19 protein-coding genes are annotated in these 18,608 nt (G+C 63.6%); 15 read left to right on the forward strand and 4 right to left on the reverse strand.

Features of this window, described 5'->3' with window-relative positions:
* Window positions 1–28 precede the first annotated feature (28 nt).
* The 5 genes from ACYVHH_RS12655 to lysS all read left to right on the forward strand — a co-directional run bounded on the left by ACYVHH_RS12655 (window position 29) and on the right by lysS (window position 5,253).
* Window positions 29–958, forward strand: coding sequence for a branched-chain amino acid ABC transporter permease (locus tag ACYVHH_RS12655; protein ID WP_460565528.1), 930 nt, complete (start codon window positions 29–31; stop codon window positions 956–958).
* A 19-nt stretch (window positions 959–977) separates the two neighbouring features.
* Window positions 978–2,075: a branched-chain amino acid ABC transporter permease gene (locus ACYVHH_RS12660; protein WP_460565529.1), complete on the forward strand. Its 1,098-nt coding sequence runs from the start codon at window positions 978–980 to the stop codon at window positions 2,073–2,075.
* Window positions 2,076–2,088: 13 nt separating this feature from the next.
* Window positions 2,089–2,859, forward strand: a complete 771-nt coding sequence (locus tag ACYVHH_RS12665) for an ABC transporter ATP-binding protein (protein WP_460565530.1) — start codon at window positions 2,089–2,091, stop codon at window positions 2,857–2,859.
* 1 nt (window position 2,860) lies between these two features.
* Window positions 2,861–3,589: an ABC transporter ATP-binding protein gene (locus ACYVHH_RS12670; RefSeq protein WP_460565531.1), complete on the forward strand. Its 729-nt coding sequence runs from the start codon at window positions 2,861–2,863 to the stop codon at window positions 3,587–3,589.
* 107 nt (window positions 3,590–3,696) lie between these two features.
* Window positions 3,697–5,253 carry a lysine--tRNA ligase gene (lysS, locus tag ACYVHH_RS12675; protein ID WP_460565532.1) on the forward strand — a complete coding sequence of 519 codons (1,557 nt, stop codon included), beginning with the start codon at window positions 3,697–3,699 and terminating at the stop codon, window positions 5,251–5,253.
* A gap of 69 nt (window positions 5,254–5,322) precedes the next feature.
* On the opposite strand, the gene rpoH is transcribed toward lysS, so the two are convergent.
* From rpoH to ACYVHH_RS12690, 3 genes are all read right to left on the reverse strand, one after another.
* A complete protein-coding gene (gene rpoH, locus ACYVHH_RS12680) occupies window positions 5,323–6,273 on the reverse strand; it encodes an RNA polymerase sigma factor RpoH (RefSeq protein WP_460565533.1) in 951 nt (316 codons plus the stop codon).
* 99 nt (window positions 6,274–6,372) lie between these two features.
* Entirely contained in the window at window positions 6,373–7,752 is a 1,380-nt protein-coding gene (locus ACYVHH_RS12685; protein WP_460565534.1) for a heavy metal sensor histidine kinase, read from the reverse strand.
* The gene (locus ACYVHH_RS12690) at window positions 7,749–8,432 is read right to left on the reverse strand and encodes a heavy metal response regulator transcription factor (RefSeq protein WP_460565535.1); all 684 of its coding nucleotides are present in this window, start codon (window positions 8,430–8,432) and stop codon (window positions 7,749–7,751) included. The genes ACYVHH_RS12685 and ACYVHH_RS12690 overlap by 4 nt, the downstream gene beginning before the upstream one ends.
* Before the next feature lie 166 nt (window positions 8,433–8,598).
* Here ACYVHH_RS12690 and ACYVHH_RS12695 point away from each other — a divergent pair, with 166 nt between their 5' ends.
* From ACYVHH_RS12695 to ACYVHH_RS12740, 10 genes are all read left to right on the forward strand, one after another.
* Window positions 8,599–9,684, forward strand: coding sequence for a hypothetical protein (locus ACYVHH_RS12695; RefSeq protein ID WP_460565536.1), 1,086 nt, complete (start codon window positions 8,599–8,601; stop codon window positions 9,682–9,684).
* Between the two features lie 35 nt (window positions 9,685–9,719).
* Window positions 9,720–11,108 carry a multicopper oxidase family protein gene (locus ACYVHH_RS12700; protein ID WP_460565537.1) on the forward strand — a complete coding sequence of 463 codons (1,389 nt, stop codon included), beginning with the start codon at window positions 9,720–9,722 and terminating at the stop codon, window positions 11,106–11,108.
* 54 nt (window positions 11,109–11,162) lie between these two features.
* Window positions 11,163–11,654 carry a cupredoxin domain-containing protein gene (locus ACYVHH_RS12705; protein ID WP_460565538.1) on the forward strand — a complete coding sequence of 164 codons (492 nt, stop codon included), beginning with the start codon at window positions 11,163–11,165 and terminating at the stop codon, window positions 11,652–11,654.
* Window positions 11,655–11,675: 21 nt separating this feature from the next.
* Entirely contained in the window at window positions 11,676–11,798 is a 123-nt protein-coding gene (locus ACYVHH_RS12710; protein ID WP_460565539.1) for a copper-binding protein, read from the forward strand.
* A 61-nt stretch (window positions 11,799–11,859) separates the two neighbouring features.
* Entirely contained in the window at window positions 11,860–12,438 is a 579-nt protein-coding gene (locus tag ACYVHH_RS12715; RefSeq protein ID WP_460565540.1) for an SRPBCC family protein, read from the forward strand.
* Between the two features lie 297 nt (window positions 12,439–12,735).
* A complete protein-coding gene (locus tag ACYVHH_RS12720; RefSeq protein ID WP_460565541.1) occupies window positions 12,736–13,278 on the forward strand; it encodes a hypothetical protein in 543 nt (180 codons plus the stop codon).
* Between the two features lie 24 nt (window positions 13,279–13,302).
* Complete coding sequence (locus ACYVHH_RS12725; RefSeq protein ID WP_460565542.1) at window positions 13,303–13,539, forward strand: SHOCT domain-containing protein; 237 nt, start codon at window positions 13,303–13,305, stop codon at window positions 13,537–13,539.
* A gap of 24 nt (window positions 13,540–13,563) precedes the next feature.
* A complete protein-coding gene (locus tag ACYVHH_RS12730; RefSeq protein WP_460565543.1) occupies window positions 13,564–13,797 on the forward strand; it encodes a DUF2933 domain-containing protein in 234 nt (77 codons plus the stop codon).
* A 3-nt stretch (window positions 13,798–13,800) separates the two neighbouring features.
* Window positions 13,801–15,999, forward strand: coding sequence for a copper-transporting P-type ATPase (locus ACYVHH_RS12735; protein ID WP_460565544.1), 2,199 nt, complete (start codon window positions 13,801–13,803; stop codon window positions 15,997–15,999).
* Between the two features lie 358 nt (window positions 16,000–16,357).
* Entirely contained in the window at window positions 16,358–17,809 is a 1,452-nt protein-coding gene (locus ACYVHH_RS12740) for an ATP-binding protein (RefSeq protein WP_460565545.1), read from the forward strand.
* On the opposite strand, the gene ACYVHH_RS12745 is transcribed toward ACYVHH_RS12740, so the two are convergent.
* A complete protein-coding gene (locus ACYVHH_RS12745; protein ID WP_460565546.1) occupies window positions 17,803–18,543 on the reverse strand; it encodes a response regulator transcription factor in 741 nt (246 codons plus the stop codon). The genes ACYVHH_RS12740 and ACYVHH_RS12745 overlap by 7 nt on opposite strands.
* Window positions 18,544–18,608: the final 65 nt, after the last annotated feature.

Here is an 18,608-nt window from a genome sequence, read left to right on the forward strand (position 1 = left end):
ACAAGTCCCACACAACGGAGAACTTTGAATGGACATCTTGCTACAGCAGATCATCAACGGTCTGGTGCTGGGCAGCATGTATGCCTTGGTGGCCCTGGGCTACACCATGGTGTACGGCATCATTGGACTCATCAACTTCGCCCACGGCGATGTGTTGATGGTCGGTGCGCTGACCAGCTGGACCATCATCGTGCAGGCGCGCGACGCCATGCCCGGCATGCCTGGGTGGTTGCTGCTCGTCATCTCGGCCGTCATCGCGATGGTCGTTTGCGCGGTGTTGAACTTCAGCATCGAGAAGCTGGCCTACCGGCCGCTGCGCAACTCACCAAGGCTGGCGCCGCTCATCACGGCCATCGGCATGAGCATCTTGCTGCAGACGCTGGCGATGATCATCTGGAAGCCCAACCCCAAGTCCTACCCCACGCTCCTGTCGCAGGACCCCATCCACTTCGGCGGCGCGGTGATCTCCCCCACGCAGCTGACCATCCTGGCCACGACGGCCATCGTGCTGTCGCTGCTGATGTACATCGTGAACAAGACGAACCTGGGCCGCGCCATGCGTGCCACGGCCGAGAACCCGCGTGTCGCGGGTCTGATGGGCATCAAGCCTGACGTCGTCATCTCCGCCACCTTCATCATCGGCGCCATGCTGGCCGCCATCGCCGGCATCATGTGGGCGTCTAACTACGGCACGGTGCAGCACGCCATGGGCTTCATGCCCGGCCTCAAGGCCTTCGTGGCAGCGGTCATGGGCGGCATTGGCAACCTCGCGGGCGCCGTGCTCGGCGGTGTGGCTCTGGGCCTGATCGAGTCTCTGGGTGCAGGCTACCTTGGCCCCCTGACGGGCGGCTTCCTGGGCAGCCAGTACGCCGACATCTTTGCCTTCATCGTGCTGGCACTGGTGCTGACGCTGCGTCCGTCCGGCCTGCTGGGTGAGCGCGTGGCCGACCGTGCCTGAGCGCCAAGGAGAAGACACCATGACGACTTCCAAAACCGCCAAACTGGTCGCTTTCCTGATCGCGGCCGTCGCGCTGGCCGCTCTGCCCATCCTGCTGCAGTCCACCGGCAGCAACTCCTGGGTGCGCATCGTTGACGTGGCCCTGCTGTACGTTCTGCTGGCCTTGGGCCTGAACATCGTGGTGGGCCACGCCGGCCTGCTTGACCTGGGCTTCATCGCCTTCTTCGCCGTGGGTTCGTACATGTACAGCCTGCTGGCGTCGCCGCACCTGACCGAGACCTTCGAGTTCATCCGTGCCTCGTTCCCCAACGGCTTGCACATGAACTTCTGGCTGGTGATGGTGCTGGCCGGTGTGCTGGCGGGCATCACCGGGCTGACGCTGGGTTTCCCGGTGCTCAAGCTGCGTGGCGACTATCTGGCCATCGTGACGCTGGGCTTCGGCGAGATCGTGCGCATCTTCATGCTCAACCTGGACCGCCCTATCAACCTGACCAACGGTCCCAAGGGCATCAGCAACGTCGATGCCGTCAAGGTCTTCGGCCACGACATGAGCCAGCGCCTGACGATCAACCTCGGTGACTGGAGCTACACCTTCCAGTCCGTCACGCTGTACTACTACCTGATCCTCTTCTTCGTGGTGGCGGCCATCGTCATCAGCTACCGCCTGCAGGACTCGCGCATCGGGCGTGCCTGGATGGCCATCCGTGAGGACGAGATCGCCGCCAAGGCCATGGGCCTGAACACCCGCAACCTGAAGCTGGCCGCCTTCGGCATGAGCGCCACCTTCGGCGGTGTCTCTGGCGTGCTGTTCGCGTCCTTCATGCGCGGCGTCTACCCCGAGTCCTTCATCCTGATGGAGTCGGTCATGATCGTCGCCATGGTGGTGCTGGGCGGCCTGGGCCACATCCCCGGTGTGGTGCTGGGTGCTCTGGTGCTGGCCGGCCTGCCCGAACTGCTGCGTCACGTGGCGCACCCGCTGACCGCGATGACCGACGGCCGCCTGGGCCCCGAGATCCTGCGCCAGCTGCTGATCGCCCTGGCCATGATCATCATCATGCTGCTTCGTCCGCGCGGCCTGTGGCCCGCACCGGAGCATGGCAAGTCCCTGAGCAAGTGAGGCGGAGGCACACATGAGCGAAACCATCCTGAAAGTGGCCAACGTCTCCAAACGCTTCGGCGGCCTGCAGGCCCTGAGCGACGTCGGCATCGAAATCAAGCGTGGCCAGGTCTATGGCCTGATCGGCCCCAACGGTGCTGGCAAGACGACGTTCTTCAACGTGCTGACGGGCCTTTACACGCCCGACACCGGCTCCTTTGAGCTGGCTGGTCAGCCTTACACCCCCACGGCCGTGCACGAAGTGGCGCGGGCGGGCATTGCGCGCACCTTCCAGAACATCCGGCTGTTCGCCGAGATGACCGTGCTGGAAAACGTGATGGTGGGGCGCCACGTGCGCACCAAATCGGGGCTGCTGGGCGCCGTGCTGCGCACGCCGGGCTTCAAGGCCGAAGAGAAGGCCATCGCCGAGCGCGCCATGGAGCTGCTGGAGTACGTGGGCATTGCCAAGTACGCCGACTACAAGTCGCGCACGCTGAGCTACGGCGACCAGCGCCGCCTGGAAATTGCGCGTGCACTGGCGACCGACCCCAAGCTGATTGCACTGGACGAACCCGCCGCTGGCATGAACGCCACCGAGAAGGTGCAGCTGCGCGAGCTGATCGACCGCATCCGCAACGACAACCGGACCATCCTGCTCATCGAGCACGACGTGAAGCTGGTGATGGGCCTGTGTGACCGGGTGACGGTGCTCGACTACGGCAAGCAGCTTGCCGAGGGCTCGCCTGCGGAAGTGCAGAAGAACGAAAAAGTGATCGAGGCCTATTTGGGCACCGGAGGACACTGACATGGCACAAACTCTGTTGAAAGTATCTGGCCTGAAGGTGTCGTACGGCGGCATCAAGGCCGTCAAGGGCATCGACCTGGAGGTTCGCGAAGGCGAGCTGGTCACGCTGATCGGCTCGAATGGCGCGGGCAAGACCACCACGATGAAGGCCATCACCGGCATGCTGGCCTACGAGGGCGGTGACATCGAGTACCTGGGCAAGAGCATCAAGGGCAAGGGCTCCTGGGACCTGGTCAAGGAAGGCCTGGCCATGGTGCCGGAAGGCCGGGGTGTGTTCACCCGCATGACCATCACCGAGAACCTGCTGATGGGGGCCTATATCCGGTCCGACAAGGCAGGCATCGAGCGTGACATCGAGCGCATGTTCACCATCTTCCCGCGTCTGAAGGAGCGAAAGGACCAGCTGGCGGGCACCATGTCGGGTGGTGAGCAGCAGATGCTGGCGATGGCGCGCGCGCTGATGAGCCAGCCCAAGGTGCTGCTGCTGGACGAGCCCTCCATGGGACTGTCGCCCATCATGGTGGACAAGATCTTCGAGGTGGTGCGTGACGTGTACGCGCAGGGCGTGACCGTGGTGCTGGTGGAGCAGAACGCCCGCCGCGCGCTGCAGATCGCCGACCGCGGTTACGTGATGGATTCCGGCGAGATCACCATGACCGGTGAGGCCAGCTCCATGCTCGACGACCCGAAGGTGCGCGCCGCGTACCTGGGCGAGGCAGCCGAGGTCTGAAAGGACTGATGACCGGCCGGTGACGCGGTGTTTGTGCCGTGGTGCTGGCGCGAAACTAGAATAGAGGGCTTTGCGGCTTGGCCGCAGCCCTCTTTTTTTGTTGCACCATGACGCAAGAACAGCCCAACAGCCCGCACGCGGACGTGCATGCTGAAGAGAACCACATCATTGCCGAGCGCCGCGAGAAGCTCAAGGCGCTGCGGGACGCGCAACGCGCGGGGCAGGGGCCGGCCTTCCCGAACGATGTCAAGCCACAGCACAAGGCCGAGGCGCTGTTTGCCGAGTACGACGGCATGAGCAAGGAGATGCTGGAGCCGCTGAAGGCGCGTGCCAGCGTGGCCGGCCGCATGATGCTCAAGCGCGTGATGGGCAAGGCCAGCTTTGCCACGCTGCAAGACGCATCCTTTGGCCCCAGCGGCGGCCGCATCCAGATTTACCTGAACCTGGAGAGCGTGGGCGCCGAGGTGCTGGAGGCGTTCAAGCACTGGGACCTGGGCGACATCGTGGCGGCAGAAGGTGTGCTGTTCAAAACCAAGATGGGCGAGCTCACCATCCACGCTGACAAGATCCGCCTGGTGACCAAGAGCCTGCGCCCGCTGCCCGACAAGTTCCACGGTATCCACGACCAGGAAATCAAGTACCGCCAGCGCTACGTGGATCTGATGACCGACGAGCAGGCACGCAAGCGCTTCATGGCGCGCAGCCTGGCGGTGACCAGCATCCGCGAGTTCATGGTGGGCAACGATTTCCTGGAAGTCGAAACCCCCATGCTGCACCCCATTCCCGGCGGTGCCAATGCGCGGCCTTTCGTGACCCACCACAACGCGCTGGAGCAGGACATGTACCTGCGCATTGCGCCGGAGCTGTTCCTCAAGCGGCTGCTGGTGGGCGGCTTCGAGCGGGTGTTCGAGATCAACCGCAACTTCCGCAACGAAGGCATCAGCGTGCGCCACAACCCCGAGTTCACCATGATGGAGTTCTACGCGGGGTACTGGAACTACCTGGACCTGATGGTCTTCACCGAAGAGCTGATCCGCCATGTGGCGCAGCGCGTCTGCGGCACGGCCAAGCTCACCTACCAGGGCCGCGACGTGGACCTGGAGGCCCCGTTCGAGCGTCTGACCATCCGCGAAGCCATCCTGAAGCACACCGACGCCGGTGACAACGTGGACAACCGCGACTGGCTGGTGCAGCAGCTCAAGAAGCTGGGCATGGACCCGGTGAAGGAGCGCATGGACAGCCGCAGCCTGGCGGGCCTGCAGGTGATGTACTTTGAAGAGACGGTGGAAGACAAGCTCTGGAACCCGACCTTCATCTGCAACCACCCGACCGAGATTTCGCCGCTGGCGCGTGCCAACGACAGCGACCCGACGATCACCGAGCGTTTCGAGCTTTACATCACGGGCCGCGAGGTGGGCAACGGCTTCAGCGAGCTGAACGACGCCGAGGACCAGGCGGCACGCTTCCACGCCCAGGTGGCCAGCAAGGACGCGGGCGACGACGAGGCCATGTTCTACGACGCCGACTACGTGCGCGCGCTGGAATATGGCATGCCCCCGGCGGGCGGCTGCGGCATCGGCATCGACCGCCTGATCATGCTGCTGACCGACAGCCCCAGCATCCGTGACGTGATCCTGTTCCCGGCACTGCGCCGCGAAGGCTGAACCCAGCGCCGCCAGTAAAAAGGCCCGGGGTTTCCGGGCCTTTTTGCTTCCAAGGGGGCGGTTTACCGCTCAGGCGTAGGCTTCCAGCGCCTTGCGCATCTTCTTCATGGCTGCCACCTCGATCTGGCGGATGCGCTCGGCGCTCACACCGTACTCGGCGGCGAGTTCGTGCAGCGTCATGCCACCGGAGCCATCGTCGTTGACCTTGAGCCAGCGCTCGGCCACGATGCGGCGTGAGCGGTCGTCGAGTTCCTCCATGGCACGGGCGATGCCTTCGGTGGCCATGACGTCGCGCTCGGTGGCCTCCAGCACGGCGGTGGGCTCGTGGCGGGCGTCGGCCAGGTAGGCGATGGGGCCGTAGCTTTCCTCGCCATCGTCGCCGGGTGTGGGGTCTAGCAACACGTCACCGCCCGACAGACGGGTTTCCATTTCCAGCACTTCTTCGCGCTTGACGTTGAGTTCACGCGCCACCACGTCGATCTCGTGCTCGCTCAGGCGTTCGCGGTGGGTGTCGGCGTCCACTGCGTCGGCCTTGAAGGCCTGCTTCATGCTGCGCAGGTTGAAGAAGAGCTTGCGCTGGGCCTTGGTGGTGGCCACCTTGACCATGCGCCAGTTCTTGAGGATGTATTCGTGGATCTCGGCCTTGATCCAGTGCATGGCATAGCTCACCAGGCGCACGCCCTGTTCGGGGTCGAAACGCTTGACGGCTTTCATCAGGCCGACGTTGCCTTCCTGGATGAGGTCGGCGTGAGGCAGGCCATAGCCCAGGTACTGGCGCGAGACGGACACCACCAGCCGCAGGTGAGACATCACCAGCTTGCCCGCGGCTTCCAGGTCGTTGTCTTTCTGCAGGCGCTCGGCGTAGCTGCGCTCTTCCTCGGCGGTGAGCATGGGCAGGCGGTTGACGGCGGAGATGTAGGCGTCCAGGTTGCCCAGCGGTGGCAGCACCAGCGCGGCGTTACCCCAGCCTTTGGCGGTGGGGGCAAGGGCGTAGGGGGTGGCAGTGGCAACGGTGTTCATGACGTCCTCTCTCTGTACGGAACCCTTGTGGGGCACATCTTTATGTTAGCACTCTATGGAGTGGAGTGCTAAATACAAGTTCCCCAAGGTGCCATCCGTTCAGAATTCCAGGGTGAAACGGGTTTCTCCCGCAGCCGAATCGACCCGGATGCGCCCCCCGTGGGAGCGGACGATGGCCTTGGTGATGGCCAGCCCAAGCCCTGCGCCTTCCGATGCCGGGTGCGCGCGTGACCTGTCGGCGCGGTAGAAGCGGTCGAAGAGCCTGGGGATGTCGTCCGGGGCGATGGTTTTGCCCTGGTTGGTCACCTGAAGCTGGGTGGTGGTACCGCTGGACGAAACCTGGACAGTCAGGACCGAGCCCGCGTCGGCATGCCTGAGCGCGTTGGACAGCAGGTTGCTGATGGCCCTGCGGATCATCAGCCGGTCGCCATCCATCTCGGCCTGGCCATGCAGCACCAATCGGACGTGCCTTTCCTCGGCCACGGCCTCGTAGAAGTCGAACAGGGCCAGCACCTCGTGGTGCAGCTGGATGCGTTCGCGGTGCGGCAGGTCGATGCCGTTTTCCGTCTTGGCCAGGAAGAGCATGTCCGAGACCATCCTGGCCAGACGCTCGAACTCTTCCGCGTTCGAGGCGAGGATGTCCCGGTACTCGTCGGCGTTGCGCCGTTGCGCCAGCGCCACCTGGGTCTGCGTCAGCAGGTTGCTCAGGGGAGTGCGCAGTTCATGCGCCAGGTCGCTGGAGAAGTCCATCAGCCGCTGGAAGTCCTGCTGGAGCCGGTCGAACATGCCGTTGAGGCTGGCGGCCAGTTCTGCGAACTCCACTGGCACCGGCGCCACGGGCATGCGCTCCTGCAGGTTGTGCGCGGTGACAGCGGTCGCCCGGTCGCGCATGGCCTTCAGGGGCGCCAGCCCCCGCCGGGCGGCCCACCAGCCCAGCACACCGCTGACAACCGTGGCCACCAGCAGATAGATGGCAAGAGCCTTGCGCAGAGATGCCAGGAAATGGGCATGGTGCGCGGTGTCTGCGGCGATAACGATGCGCCCCATCCCCTGTTGGCCAGGAAGCACCATGGCGGAGGAGGGGGGCAGCCGCAGGTTCTCGACAATGCCGCGCAGCGCCTGGCCTGCATGTGGCCATTCCGCGATGCCGCCACTCACCAGCGCGGTGGCAGGGGCGTTTTCGATCAGGTCGTTGGGGCCGTAGATGAGGCTGCTGTCCAGCCAGACCTGGATGAAGAGGCCGTTGTGGCTGTCCAGCATGTCGTCTAGGGCAGCTGCCAGTGCGGCGGGGCTGGCCGCGTCGGACACGAGCTTTTGCACCAGGTGGGCCTTGTCTCCCAGGTAGGTGCGGTCAAGCTCCACAAAATGGCGGGCGGTCGACCAGGCCACCAGGAAGCCCAGGCCCAGCAGCACCGTGGCGGCCACCAAGGTGAACAGAACCGTCAGTCTCGCGGTCAGGGTCAGGCGCACGGGCTTCATCTGGCGTCGGGCACCTCAAGGACGTAGCCCATTCCGCGCACCGTCTGGATCAACTTCACCTCGAAGCCGTCGTCCACCTTGGCGCGCAGGCGCCGCACCGCCACCTCGATCACGTTGGTGTCGCTGTCGAAGTTCATGTCCCACACCTGCGACGCGATCAGCGAGCGCGGCAGCACCTCACCCTGGCGGCGCATCAGCAGTTCCAGCAGGCCGAACTCCTTGGCGGTGAGGTCGATGCGACGGCCCGCCCGGCTTACCCGCCGGCGCAGCAGGTCCAGCTCCAGGTCGGCAACCTGCAGGGTGGTGCTTTCTGTGCCATTGCGGCCACGCCGCAGGATGGTGCGTACCCTCGCCAGCAGTTCGGCAAACGAGAAGGGCTTGACCAGATAGTCGTCTGCCCCCAGCTCCAGGCCCTTGACCCGGTCCTCCACCTGGTCGCGCGCCGTCAGGAACAGCACCGGCATCTGCCGCCCCTGCAAGCGCAGGCTTTGCAGCACCTGCCAGCCGTCCAGGCCCGGCAGCATCACGTCGAGGATCACCAGGTCGTGGTCCCCGTCCAGCGCGTGGTGCAGGCCGTCCACGCCGTTGGCCACCAGGTCCACGGCAAAACCCGCCTCGCGCAAGCCCTGGCGCAGGTAGTCACCCGTCTTGGGTTCGTCTTCAACGATCAGAATTTTCACGGCAGTGCCTTCCAAGCCTCCAGTGTGCCTGCAAGCGCAAAGTGCGGCGCGAAGATGACGTATTTGTAATTTTCCGGACAGCTTCTTGTCGGGACCCGGTGGCCAGAATCCGCGCAGTCGATCTGCATCAAAAGGAGTGATTTGGATGAAACACCGATGGGCAAGCATGACACTTCGGCCAATGCTGGCACTGGGCCTGGCGGTCATCCCCTGGGTGGTCCAGGCCCAAGGGGAGGCAGCTGCTGTGCAGGACTGGCGCCAAGCCAATGAGACCGTTGGGCAGTACCCCAGAGGGCATGCCGATGTGCTGCGTTGGGAAAACGCGCAGGCACCGGCGGCCAGCGCCGGGCATGGCCCAGCCCCCGCCTTCGCACTGGCCTCGGCGCCGGACGCCGTGCGCGCCGCATGGGCCGTTCATCGGGACCTGAATCCGGTTCTGGCCCGGCTGGATTCGCAAACCGTGGGCCATATCGCCGCTGGGCATTGGGGCATGATCGATCCCAGCCTGCAGCGCCGCCTGCATGGTTTTGACGAACTCCTAGACGTGGCCGCCACCACGCGCAAGGCCTGGTTTTCGGCGGTGGCTGCCCGCCAGACGGTGCAGCATCTGGAAGATGCCCTCACCGCTGCCGAGGCTGCCGCTGAACTGGGGCGCCGCATGGTGAGCGTGGGCAACTGGAGCCGCTACCAGCAAGCCCCGTTTGAACTGAGCGAGACGTCGGCCAAGCTGGCGCTCAAGCGTGCCAGGCTGGCCACCCGGCAAGCCGAGTGGGCGCTGCTCAAGGCCATGGGGCTGGACACGGTGCACGAACAGGTGGCCTTGCCCGACCGTTTGCCCGACGCGCCTCACACAGCGATGGACGAAGCTGCGTTGCAGCAGCGGCTGGCAGCGCTTCAGGGGCATCTGCCTACGGCGCAAAGCCGCAAGGCACGCGTCAACGCCATGCAGGCCTATGCCGCCTACGCCGCCAGTGTGGAGACCTACCACAGCTACCGGGTAAACGTGCTCAAGCAGCAGGAACTCATCAGCGAAGAAACCCTGCTGCGCTACAACGGCATGCTCGAAAGCGTCTGGGGTCTGCTGGCCAGCGTGGGCTCACGTTCCCAGGCCGTGGTGGCCGCCATCGGTGCCCAACGCGACGCGCTGGTGGCCGAGACCGACCTGCAATGGGTATTGCAAGGCGGGCAACCCGCTGCCTTTGTGTCGTTGAGCGGCGGCGAGCCTGCCGCGTCCGCCGCCGCCGGTCATTGACCTCACATTGCATTCTCAAAAAAGGCATTACACCCATGACACAGAACATTCCTTCGCGCCGGCAGTTCTTTGCTGGCGCCGCTGCTTCGGTGGCTGGCTTGGCCGTGGCCCGTTCCGCGCTGGCCGCTTTGCCCGAGCCAGTCACGCAGACTTCAGCCGCCACCGCGGCACCGCTGATGCCCGGAACCGGCCGCCCCTACAACCCGGTGGTCACACTCAACGGCTGGACGCTGCCCTGGCGTATGAACAACGGCGTCAAGGAGTTTCATCTGGTGGCTGAACCCGTGGTGCGCGAGGTTGCCCCTGGTTTCGTGGTGAACATGTGGGGGTACAACGGGCAAAGCCCAGGGCCGACGATTGAAGTGGTGGAGGGCGACCGTGTGCGCCTGTTCGTGACCAACAAGCTGCCCGAACCGACCAGCGTGCACTGGCACGGGCAACGCCTGCCCGCAGGCATGGACGGCGTCACGGGGCTGAATCAGCCCTCCATTCCCGCAGGCAAGACGTTTGTCTACGAGTTTGAAGCCCGCCGCCCTGGCACTTTCATGTACCACCCGCACGCTGACGAGATGACGCAGATGGCCATGGGCATGCACGGCTTCTGGGTCACCCACCCCAAGACAAAGCACACGCTGATCAGCGAGGTGGACCGCGACTTCTGCTTCCTGCTCAATGCCTTTGATGTGGAGCCCGGTACCCGCACGCCGAAGATCAACACCATGACGGACTTCAACATCTGGTGCTGGAACAGCCGGATCTTCCCGGGGATTGACACGCTCAACGTGCGCCATGGCGACAGGGTGCGTATTCGCATCGGCAACCTGACCATGACCAACCACCCGATTCACCTGCATGGCCACGAGTTTGAGATCACCGGCACCGACGGTGGACCCACGCCTTTGGCCGGCCGCTGGCCCGAGGTCACGGCCGACATTGCGGTCGGGCAGATGCGCCAGCTCGAATTCATTGCCGACGAAGAGGGCGACTGGGCCATCCATTGCCACAAGAGCCACCACACCATGAACGCCATGGGTCACGACGTGCCCACCATGATTGGCGTGGATCACCGGGGCCTGGTCAGCAAGATCCAGAAGGTCGTGCCCGACTACATGCTGATGGGTGAGCGTGGCATGTACGACATGAAGGAAATGGAAATGCCCATTCCCGAGAACACAGCGCCCATGATGACGGGCCACGGCCAGTTTGGTCCCATTGGCATGGGCGGCATGCTCAGCGTGCTCAAAGTGCGCAAGAACCAGAAGCCAGGCGACTACAGTGACCCAGGCAACTACACGTTCCCGCCCGGCACCGTGGCCCATGAGTGGACAGGTGCGGCGCCTTCTGCAACCCGCCAGAAAGGCGCGCCTGAAGCGGCGGTGAATGCTTCGGCCATCAAACGCCATGGGCACGGCACGACCCATTGACGCAACCTGCCATCTGACCCTTCTCCACTTGCCTTTACCTCCAGGAACATACTGATGAATCTTTTGAGAACCCTGCTCACCAGCGGCCTCGTCGCCGCTTCCGCCGCCGCATATGCCCATGGCGACCAAATGCATGCCAAAAAGGCGGGCCCCGTCAAGATGGAGCAAAAGCCATGGGGTGTAGCCGGAGAGGCTCGCAAGGTGGCGCGGACCGTCGAGGTGAAGATGACCGACGACATGCGGTTCACCCCGGGTGTCATTCGTGTGAAGCAGGGCGAGACCATCCGGCTGGTGCACCTGAACAACGGTCAGGTGATGCATGAGTTCGTGCTGGGCACCAGGCAGGAGCTCGACGAACACGCGGCGCTGATGAAGAAGTTCCCGGACATGGAACACGACGAGCCGTACATGGCCCATGTGGGGCCCGGCAAGAAGGGGGAAATCATCTGGACCTTCAACCGCGTGGGCGAGTTTGACTTCGCCTGCCTGTTGCCCGGCCACTACGAGGCAGGCATGGTCGGCAAGATTCAGGTCGTTGCCAAGTGATACACGGTCAAGCCGCTCACCATGGTATTCCGCGCAGCGGAGCCTGGGGTGCTAGGTACCCTCATGGTGGGTGACAAGATCCGCTTCATGTTTGAGCAGCGGCAAGGCCAGATGACCGTGACCCGTGTCGTGCCTGTTCTCTGACCGGGGCTTTGGCATTTGATGGGGCGACGCCATGAACAGGCATGCTTGTCAAGGGTTGTGCATGAAGCTGATGCATGTGCTCGGTGTCACGATGTTGCTGTGGTTGCCGGCGTTTCCGTTGTTGGCGCAGGCGGAGCCTCGCGTGTCCGTGACGCGATGGGGCGAAGGTTATGAAGTCAGTGTTCGCATGGAGGTGGCGGGGCACCGCAGTCTTGCCTGGAGGGTGCTGACCGACTATGAAAACCTGCCGAGGTTCGTGCCGGGCATGCATTCGAGCCGCATTGTGAGCGGCCTGGGCGAACCCTTGTTGCTTGAGCAAAGGGGGGAGTCGGGTGTTTTGTTCTTCAAGGTCATCACGACGACTGTTTCGCGGATTGTCGAGACGCCTGAAAGCGAAATCCACTTCGAACTGGTGCGTGGAAACCTCCGGCGTCTGCGGGGTGCGTGGTCCTTGGCACCTCACGATCACGCGACCATCGTTAGCTATCGCGCAGAGCTGATTCCCGAGTTCACGTTGCCTCCCTTCATTGGCCCGGCGGTGATGAGGCAGAGCGTCAAGACCATGGTCGAAGGCGTGGTGCGGGAAATAGAGCACCGCCATCTGTTGACTGACAAGGAGCTGCCCGATGTACGGCGCTGAGCATGGGTTTCTGTTGCACGCCGCGATGGTGATGGGGAGTTGGCTGGTCTTCCTCTTGATCTGTGTGGCACCTATTGCTCTGGTAGTTCTGGTCTGCTGGCTGGGCCTGCAACGAGGCAGGCGGTTTGAGCACGAGGAACGCAGCCGCAGATGACAATTTTGTAATCCGGCGGTCATGTTCAGGTTGCCGACCCAGGCTTAGAGTGCAGACATGAGGCGTGCATCACGCGTCATGGAGACGCGGTGATGCGCCACACAGGTTTTTGCCACCGGAACTTGTCTTGAAAGGACTGCACCATGAATGCCTCGAAACCCCTGGCCTTGGCCGCGCTCATCGGCGTGGCAGCGTTTTCCGCAACGGCTCAAACGGCTGCCGAGCATGCGCAACACCACCCCGACGCAGCAGCATCCGCACCCGCTCAGGCGGCGCCAGCCACGCCCGAGCAGCAGATGTCCGCCATGGACAAGCAGTTGCAGCTGATGCGTGACATGAGTCGCAAGCTGGCCGCCGCCAAGACCCCGCAGGAACGGCAGGCCGTGATGGCCGAACACCAGAAGACCATGCATGACAGCATGAAGCTGATGGGCCAGATGACTGGCATGCCCATGGGGGGAATGGGCATGATGGGCGGCCAGATGATGATGGGCGGTGCAGGCATGTCCGGCGGCCCCTCCGCACCGCCGCCGCCAGCCGCCGCCGGTGGTGCCCCGGCCCCCGCTGCCAGCATGGGTCCGCAGATGATGGGACAGATGATGCAGCGTCACGCCATGATGGAAAAGCGCATGGAGATGATGCAGGCCATGATGCAGATGCTGATGGACCGCATGCCCGCCCCGTGACACAGCGATGAAAGAGGTGACAACATGTACTTCGATCATGGGTATTACATGGGCGGCATGCACGCCTTCTGGTGGGTCTTCTGGCTGATTCTGGTGGTCGTGCTGGTGGTTGCGGTGTGGTCGCCGCAGCAAAGCGCGCGGCGAACAGACCGTGAGTCACCGCACCAGCTGCTGCAGCGGCGGCTGGCCAAGGGGGAAATCACCCCTGAGGCCTACGAACAGGCCAAAACCCTGCTGGACCGGGACGCCAGCAAGCATTGAGCGCCACAGGCGCAGGAGGGCACCGTGAATTCACCAAGAGAGACCGGCGAAAGGCCCACCCCCATCTGGCGCAGGCCGCTTGCCCTGGCCTGGGCGGCGGCGGTGGTGATTGCGGTGTTTTACCTGCTGCGAGAGCACTGGGGGCATGTGCTGGGCTGGTGGCCGTACCTGGTGCTGCTGCTGTGTCCCTTGATGCACCTGTTTCACGGACACGGTAAACACCGCTCGCACCACGGCCGCGAGAAGGACGGCTCCTGAACCATGGAACACGCCCACCATCACCACCACACCGGCCATCACGCGCCAGCGGCGGGTGCCGCCCAGGCCGCGTCAGTCCCTCCCGCTCCGGCGGCGGGCACCATATACACCTGCCCCATGCACCCGGAGGTCCGTCAGGACCATCCGGGCAGCTGCCCCAAGTGCGGCATGACGCTGGAGCCAGTGATGCCGTCGCTGGACGACGAGGAGGATCCGGAACTGCGCGACTTCCAGCGGCGCTTCTGGTGGACCTTGCCGCTGACCGTGGTGGTCACCTTCCTGGCCATGGCAGGGCACCGGGTGCCGGGCCTGGCCATCGGTGTGCGGACCTGGCTGGAGCTGGCGCTGTCCCTGCCCATCGTGCTGTGGGCGGGCCAGCCGTTTTTCATACGGGGCTGGCAGTCGGTGGTGAACCGCAGCCCCAACATGTGGACGCTCATCGGCCTGGGCACTGGCGCGGCTTTTGCCTACAGCGTGGTGGCCACGGTGGCGCCCGGGGTGTTCCCCGCGTCGTTCATGTCGATGGGGCGCGTGGGCGTGTATTTCGAGGCGGCGGCCGTCATCATTTCGCTGACGCTGCTGGGGCAGGTGCTGGAGCTGAAGGCGCGGTCGCAGACGTCGGCGGCGATCCGCTCGTTGCTGGGGCTGGCGCCCAAGACGGCGCGGCGCATTCGGCCGGATGGCGAGGAGGAGGACGTTCCGCTGGGGCACGTCCACATCGGTGATTTGCTGCGCGTGCGCCCTGGCGAGAAAGTCCCGGTGGACGGGGCAGTGGAGGAAGGTGCCAGCGCCGTGAACGAATCGATGCTGACGGGCGAGCCCTTGCCGGTGCGCAAGCAGCCGGGCGACAAGTTGATTGGCGCAACGCTCAACACCAGCGGCGCGCTCGTCATGCGTGCAGAAAAGGTGGGCTCCGCCACCGTGCTGTCGCAGATCGTGCAGATGGTGGCCCAGGCGCAACGTTCCAAGGCACCCATGCAGCGCATGGCCGACCAGGTGGCTGGGCGGTTCGTGCTGGCGGTGGTGGCCGTCGCGGTGAGTACCTTCCTGGTCTGGGGGTTCTTCGGCCCCGAGCCGAGCTGGGTGTTCGGCCTCATCAACGCCGTGGCGGTGCTCATCATCGCCTGCCCTTGCGCCCTGGGCTTGGCCACACCCATGTCCATCATGGTGGCCACGGGGCGGGGTGCCACGCAGGGCGTGCTGTTCCGGGATGCGGCCGCCATCGAGAACATGCGCAAGGTGGACACGCTGATTGTTGACAAGACCGGCACGCTGACCGAAGGCAAGCCCGCCTTCGAGCAGGCTGTGGCGGCACCAGGCCGCACCGAGGATGAGGTGTTGCAACTGGCCGCCAGCCTGGACCAGGGCAGCGAGCACCCGCTGGCCGAGGCCATCGTGCGCACAGCCAGGGAAAGGGGGCTGCCGCTCGACGCGGCTGCGCAGTTCGAATCGGCCTCGGGCATTGGGGTGACTGGTGAGATTCAGGGCCAGCGGCTTGCCCTGGGCAACACGGCCTTGATGGAGCGTGAAGGGGTGGACGTGTCGGGCCTGTGCGAGCGAGCCGAGGCGCTGCGGCAGCAGGGCGCCAGTGTCATGCACCTGGCTGTGGATGGGCGCCTGGCCGGCCTGCTCGCGGTGTCCGACCCGGTCAAGGCCAGCACGCCTGAGGCGCTGGCGGCACTGCACCATGCGGGCATGCGGGTCATCATGGCCACGGGCGACGGCTGGACCACCGCACGTGCTGTGGGCGCGCGCCTGGGTGTTGACGAGGTGCACGCTGAGGTGAAGCCCGCCGACAAGCTGGACCTGGTGAGCCGGTTGCAGGCGCAGGGGCACGTGGTGGCCATGGCGGGCGACGGTATCAACGACGCGCCAGCCCTGGCCAAGGCCGACGTGGGCCTTGCCATGGGCACAGGCACCGACGTGGCGATGAACAGCGCGCAGGTGACGCTCGTCAAAGGCGACCTGCGCGGCATTGCCGTGGCGCGCGGGCTGTCGGTGTCCACCGTGCGCAACATGAAGCAGAACCTGCTGTTCGCCTTCCTCTACAACGCGCTGGGCATTCCGGTGGCGGCGGGTGTGCTGTACCCCGTCACTGGCTGGCTGCTTTCGCCCTTGATCGCGGCACTGGCCATGAGCCTGAGTTCGGCTTCGGTCATTGGCAATGCCTTGCGGTTGCGGCGTACCGCCAACGGCCGCTGAAGTTTAGTGGTGGTGAGCATCAGCTAAAGGGCGTGATGGGATGCCTGACGGGGTGGTCAGACTCTCTCGTTCTGGGGCCAGTTTGTTGGCATGAGCGACGCCGGGCTGGGTAGGTCTCCGTGCGCTGTCGGCGTGTGATGAGAGCACCGTCTTGGGCAAGGCGACCTTAACTCCACGAGGCCAGAATGGGTTTCTGGGTGAGTGTTCCCGTTGGAAACTTGATTTATCATTTATCATCATAAAATGAGTGATAAATGAATTATTAAATGATTTTGTTGATTCCAAATACTTTCCATTTGTGGAAAAAACTTTTTGCAGATAAAATTTTTGAAAATATGATCATTTTGAGGGTTGTGGAATGGACCAGCTGGTTCTGACGCCTCTGACGGCATACGTCCCCTTGGGAGGGTTGTATGCGTTGGTCGCCATCACCCTGTGGACAGTGCTGGCGCATCAAGCCGATCGGGTTTCGGCAGCTTATTGGTGCGGTGGCGCCATGATGAGTGGTCTGGGGTGGGGCGTACTCGGCTGGGTCGGGTGGACGGGACTGTCTGCTGGAATCACGTTCGGGGCCGCCTTGAGTGTGCTGGGTTACGTGCTGCGGGTGGCGGCTATTCGGCGCGACATGTCCCTGCACATGCCTTGGCTGTGGGTTGGTCTTTGTGCTGGCGTTTGGCTGGTGGCGGTTTACGGCGTCTCAGGGTTGGAAGGCGGGCGCCTGCTGATGGATGCCGCGCTGTTTCATTTCGGGCAGATGGCTGGTGCGGCCTGGCTGGCGTGGCAAGCTGTTGTTCTTCACCGCAAGGAAAGGCTTGCGAATGCCGCGCTGCTTGCCATTGCCTACGGTTTTTATGTGTTCACATTGATATTGCGTCTTGCGCTTTGGGGCTTGCACGACCATACACAGTTGGCTGACGAGGCGTGGAACGATATCGATTGGCTGTTGAACATGGTGGCGCTGGTTCTGGCAAGTCTGTATGGCAGTTATGGCTATCTGGGGCTTTCTCTGGAGCGTTCGCACCGAGTACTGATGCAGACCAGTCGCGAATTGGAGGCCAAGACGGCGATGGATGCGCAGAGCGTCCAATTGGCCCAGCGGCTGTCTGAAAAAGCCCGTTTGCTCACGATGCTCACGAAAGAGGTTCGATCACCGGTCAGTCAGGCGTTGAACAGGGTGCGTGGCGCCTTGCTTGAGAGCAGCGCGGCAGTGCATGGCCCGTCTCCGTCCCTGGGGCATGTTCCCCGTGCCTATCTGAAGTCAGCCCAAGAACTTTTGCGAGATGTCATTCAGTCGGTAGACGACACGTCGACGGCTATTGCCTTGTCCCAACAAAAGTTCCGGCCCCGCAAGACGGAAATGGAGTTGGGAACGCTCATTGAACTTGTCACCGCCGATCTGGACCTGCCCGACGCGGTGCAGCGGTTGCGCATCAACAATCTTGCCGAGTCACGAATCGTGGAACTGGACGTCAACCTCATGAGACACGCTCTGAAAAACGTGTTGGCGAGGGCGCTTGTCTTGTGTAACTCTGACGAAGTGGTTACATGGGATATCTGGGACGATGACGAGACCCTGTCCCTGCACATGTGCATCGCTGGGGCCACCCAGGAGGGCAAGAATACGTTGCCTTCGCAGTACGGGCAGATGTCCGAGGAGGACGTTTACAGCGGGGGCAAGAGACTGGGTTTGTACGTTGCCAGGAAAATCGTGGAGAACCATGGCGGCGTGTTGCAGTTCAATCGGGGCCATGCCACCGACTCCCGCACCTGGGTGGCCAACTTGGCGCTGCCGCAGGGAATTGCCTACTGAGCACCGGCGCTGCTCAGCTTGCCTTTGAAGACATAGCCTGCCCCGGGAACTGTGTGCAAGGGCACAGCAGAGGACGATGCCCTTTCAATGCGTTTGCGAAGCCGGTAAATGATGGCGTGCAGCCCATTGTCCAGCTCGTCCGTGGGAACACGGCCGATGCTGGCGTTCAGGTCCGCCTTGCTCACCGGGTGTCCGCCGGCCGCGACGAAGCAATTCATCACTGCAAAGTCGGTCGCGCTCAGGTCAATTGCGATTTGTTGGGGGGTCAGAAGACGGCGGTTTTCTGCGTCAAGCAGCCAGTGTTCGTCATTGTCCCGTGGGGGGGTAGATCTCCGGTGTATCGCCCTCACCGCTGCCAGCACCTGCACCGGATTGACCGGTTTGAGCAGCAGCATGTCCGCGCCAGCGTCCATTGCTCCAACAAACATGGTGTCTTCCGGGTCGGTCGTGAGCATGAGCGCACCGGCTTGCGTGCGCCGTCGCAGCATCTGCAGAAGCTGGCGCCCGTCAATCCCAGGCAGTTCGCATTCGATGATGTACTGCTCGAAGGCAAATGGGGCGTGGTCGACCAGCAGGTCTTCGGCGCAGGCGTAGGTCGTCACCTGCACGCGTTTTGCCTCAAGCGCGCTGGCCAGCAACGCGCTTGAAGCAGCATCGGCGTCAACCAGAGCAATATTGCGCGGCAAAGCAAGCTCGGTTACAGCCAGTTGTGATCGAGGGGCAGACGGGTCCATTCGAGTAAGTTGGTCTGTGTATACCGGTTTTACACCATCTGTTGAGTTGACTGATTCCTGAAAAT

The organism is Hydrogenophaga aquatica (assembly GCF_054780915.1).

Bases quoted from the DNA above. Each gene is read 5' to 3' on its own strand.
- ACYVHH_RS12655 (WP_460565528.1), top strand. From the start codon at position 29: ATGGACATCTTGCTACAGCAGATCATCAACGGTCTGGTGCTGGGCAGC.
- ACYVHH_RS12660 (WP_460565529.1), top strand. From the start codon at position 978: ATGACGACTTCCAAAACCGCCAAACTGGTCGCTTTCCTGATCGCGGCC.
- ACYVHH_RS12665 (WP_460565530.1), top strand. From the start codon at position 2,089: ATGAGCGAAACCATCCTGAAAGTGGCCAACGTCTCCAAACGCTTCGGC.
- ACYVHH_RS12670 (WP_460565531.1), top strand. From the start codon at position 2,861: ATGGCACAAACTCTGTTGAAAGTATCTGGCCTGAAGGTGTCGTACGGC.
- lysS (WP_460565532.1), top strand. From the start codon at position 3,697: ATGACGCAAGAACAGCCCAACAGCCCGCACGCGGACGTGCATGCTGAA.
- rpoH (WP_460565533.1), bottom strand. From the start codon at position 6,273: ATGAACACCGTTGCCACTGCCACCCCCTACGCCCTTGCCCCCACCGCC.
- ACYVHH_RS12685 (WP_460565534.1), bottom strand. From the start codon at position 7,752: ATGAAGCCCGTGCGCCTGACCCTGACCGCGAGACTGACGGTTCTGTTC.
- ACYVHH_RS12695 (WP_460565536.1), top strand. From the start codon at position 8,599: ATGACACTTCGGCCAATGCTGGCACTGGGCCTGGCGGTCATCCCCTGG.
- ACYVHH_RS12700 (WP_460565537.1), top strand. From the start codon at position 9,720: ATGACACAGAACATTCCTTCGCGCCGGCAGTTCTTTGCTGGCGCCGCT.
- ACYVHH_RS12705 (WP_460565538.1), top strand. From the start codon at position 11,163: ATGAATCTTTTGAGAACCCTGCTCACCAGCGGCCTCGTCGCCGCTTCC.
- ACYVHH_RS12710 (WP_460565539.1), top strand. From the start codon at position 11,676: ATGGTATTCCGCGCAGCGGAGCCTGGGGTGCTAGGTACCCTCATGGTG.
- ACYVHH_RS12715 (WP_460565540.1), top strand. From the start codon at position 11,860: ATGAAGCTGATGCATGTGCTCGGTGTCACGATGTTGCTGTGGTTGCCG.
- ACYVHH_RS12720 (WP_460565541.1), top strand. From the start codon at position 12,736: ATGAATGCCTCGAAACCCCTGGCCTTGGCCGCGCTCATCGGCGTGGCA.
- ACYVHH_RS12725 (WP_460565542.1), top strand. From the start codon at position 13,303: ATGTACTTCGATCATGGGTATTACATGGGCGGCATGCACGCCTTCTGG.
- ACYVHH_RS12735 (WP_460565544.1), top strand. From the start codon at position 13,801: ATGGAACACGCCCACCATCACCACCACACCGGCCATCACGCGCCAGCG.
- ACYVHH_RS12740 (WP_460565545.1), top strand. From the start codon at position 16,358: ATGGACCAGCTGGTTCTGACGCCTCTGACGGCATACGTCCCCTTGGGA.
- ACYVHH_RS12745 (WP_460565546.1), bottom strand. From the start codon at position 18,543: ATGGACCCGTCTGCCCCTCGATCACAACTGGCTGTAACCGAGCTTGCT.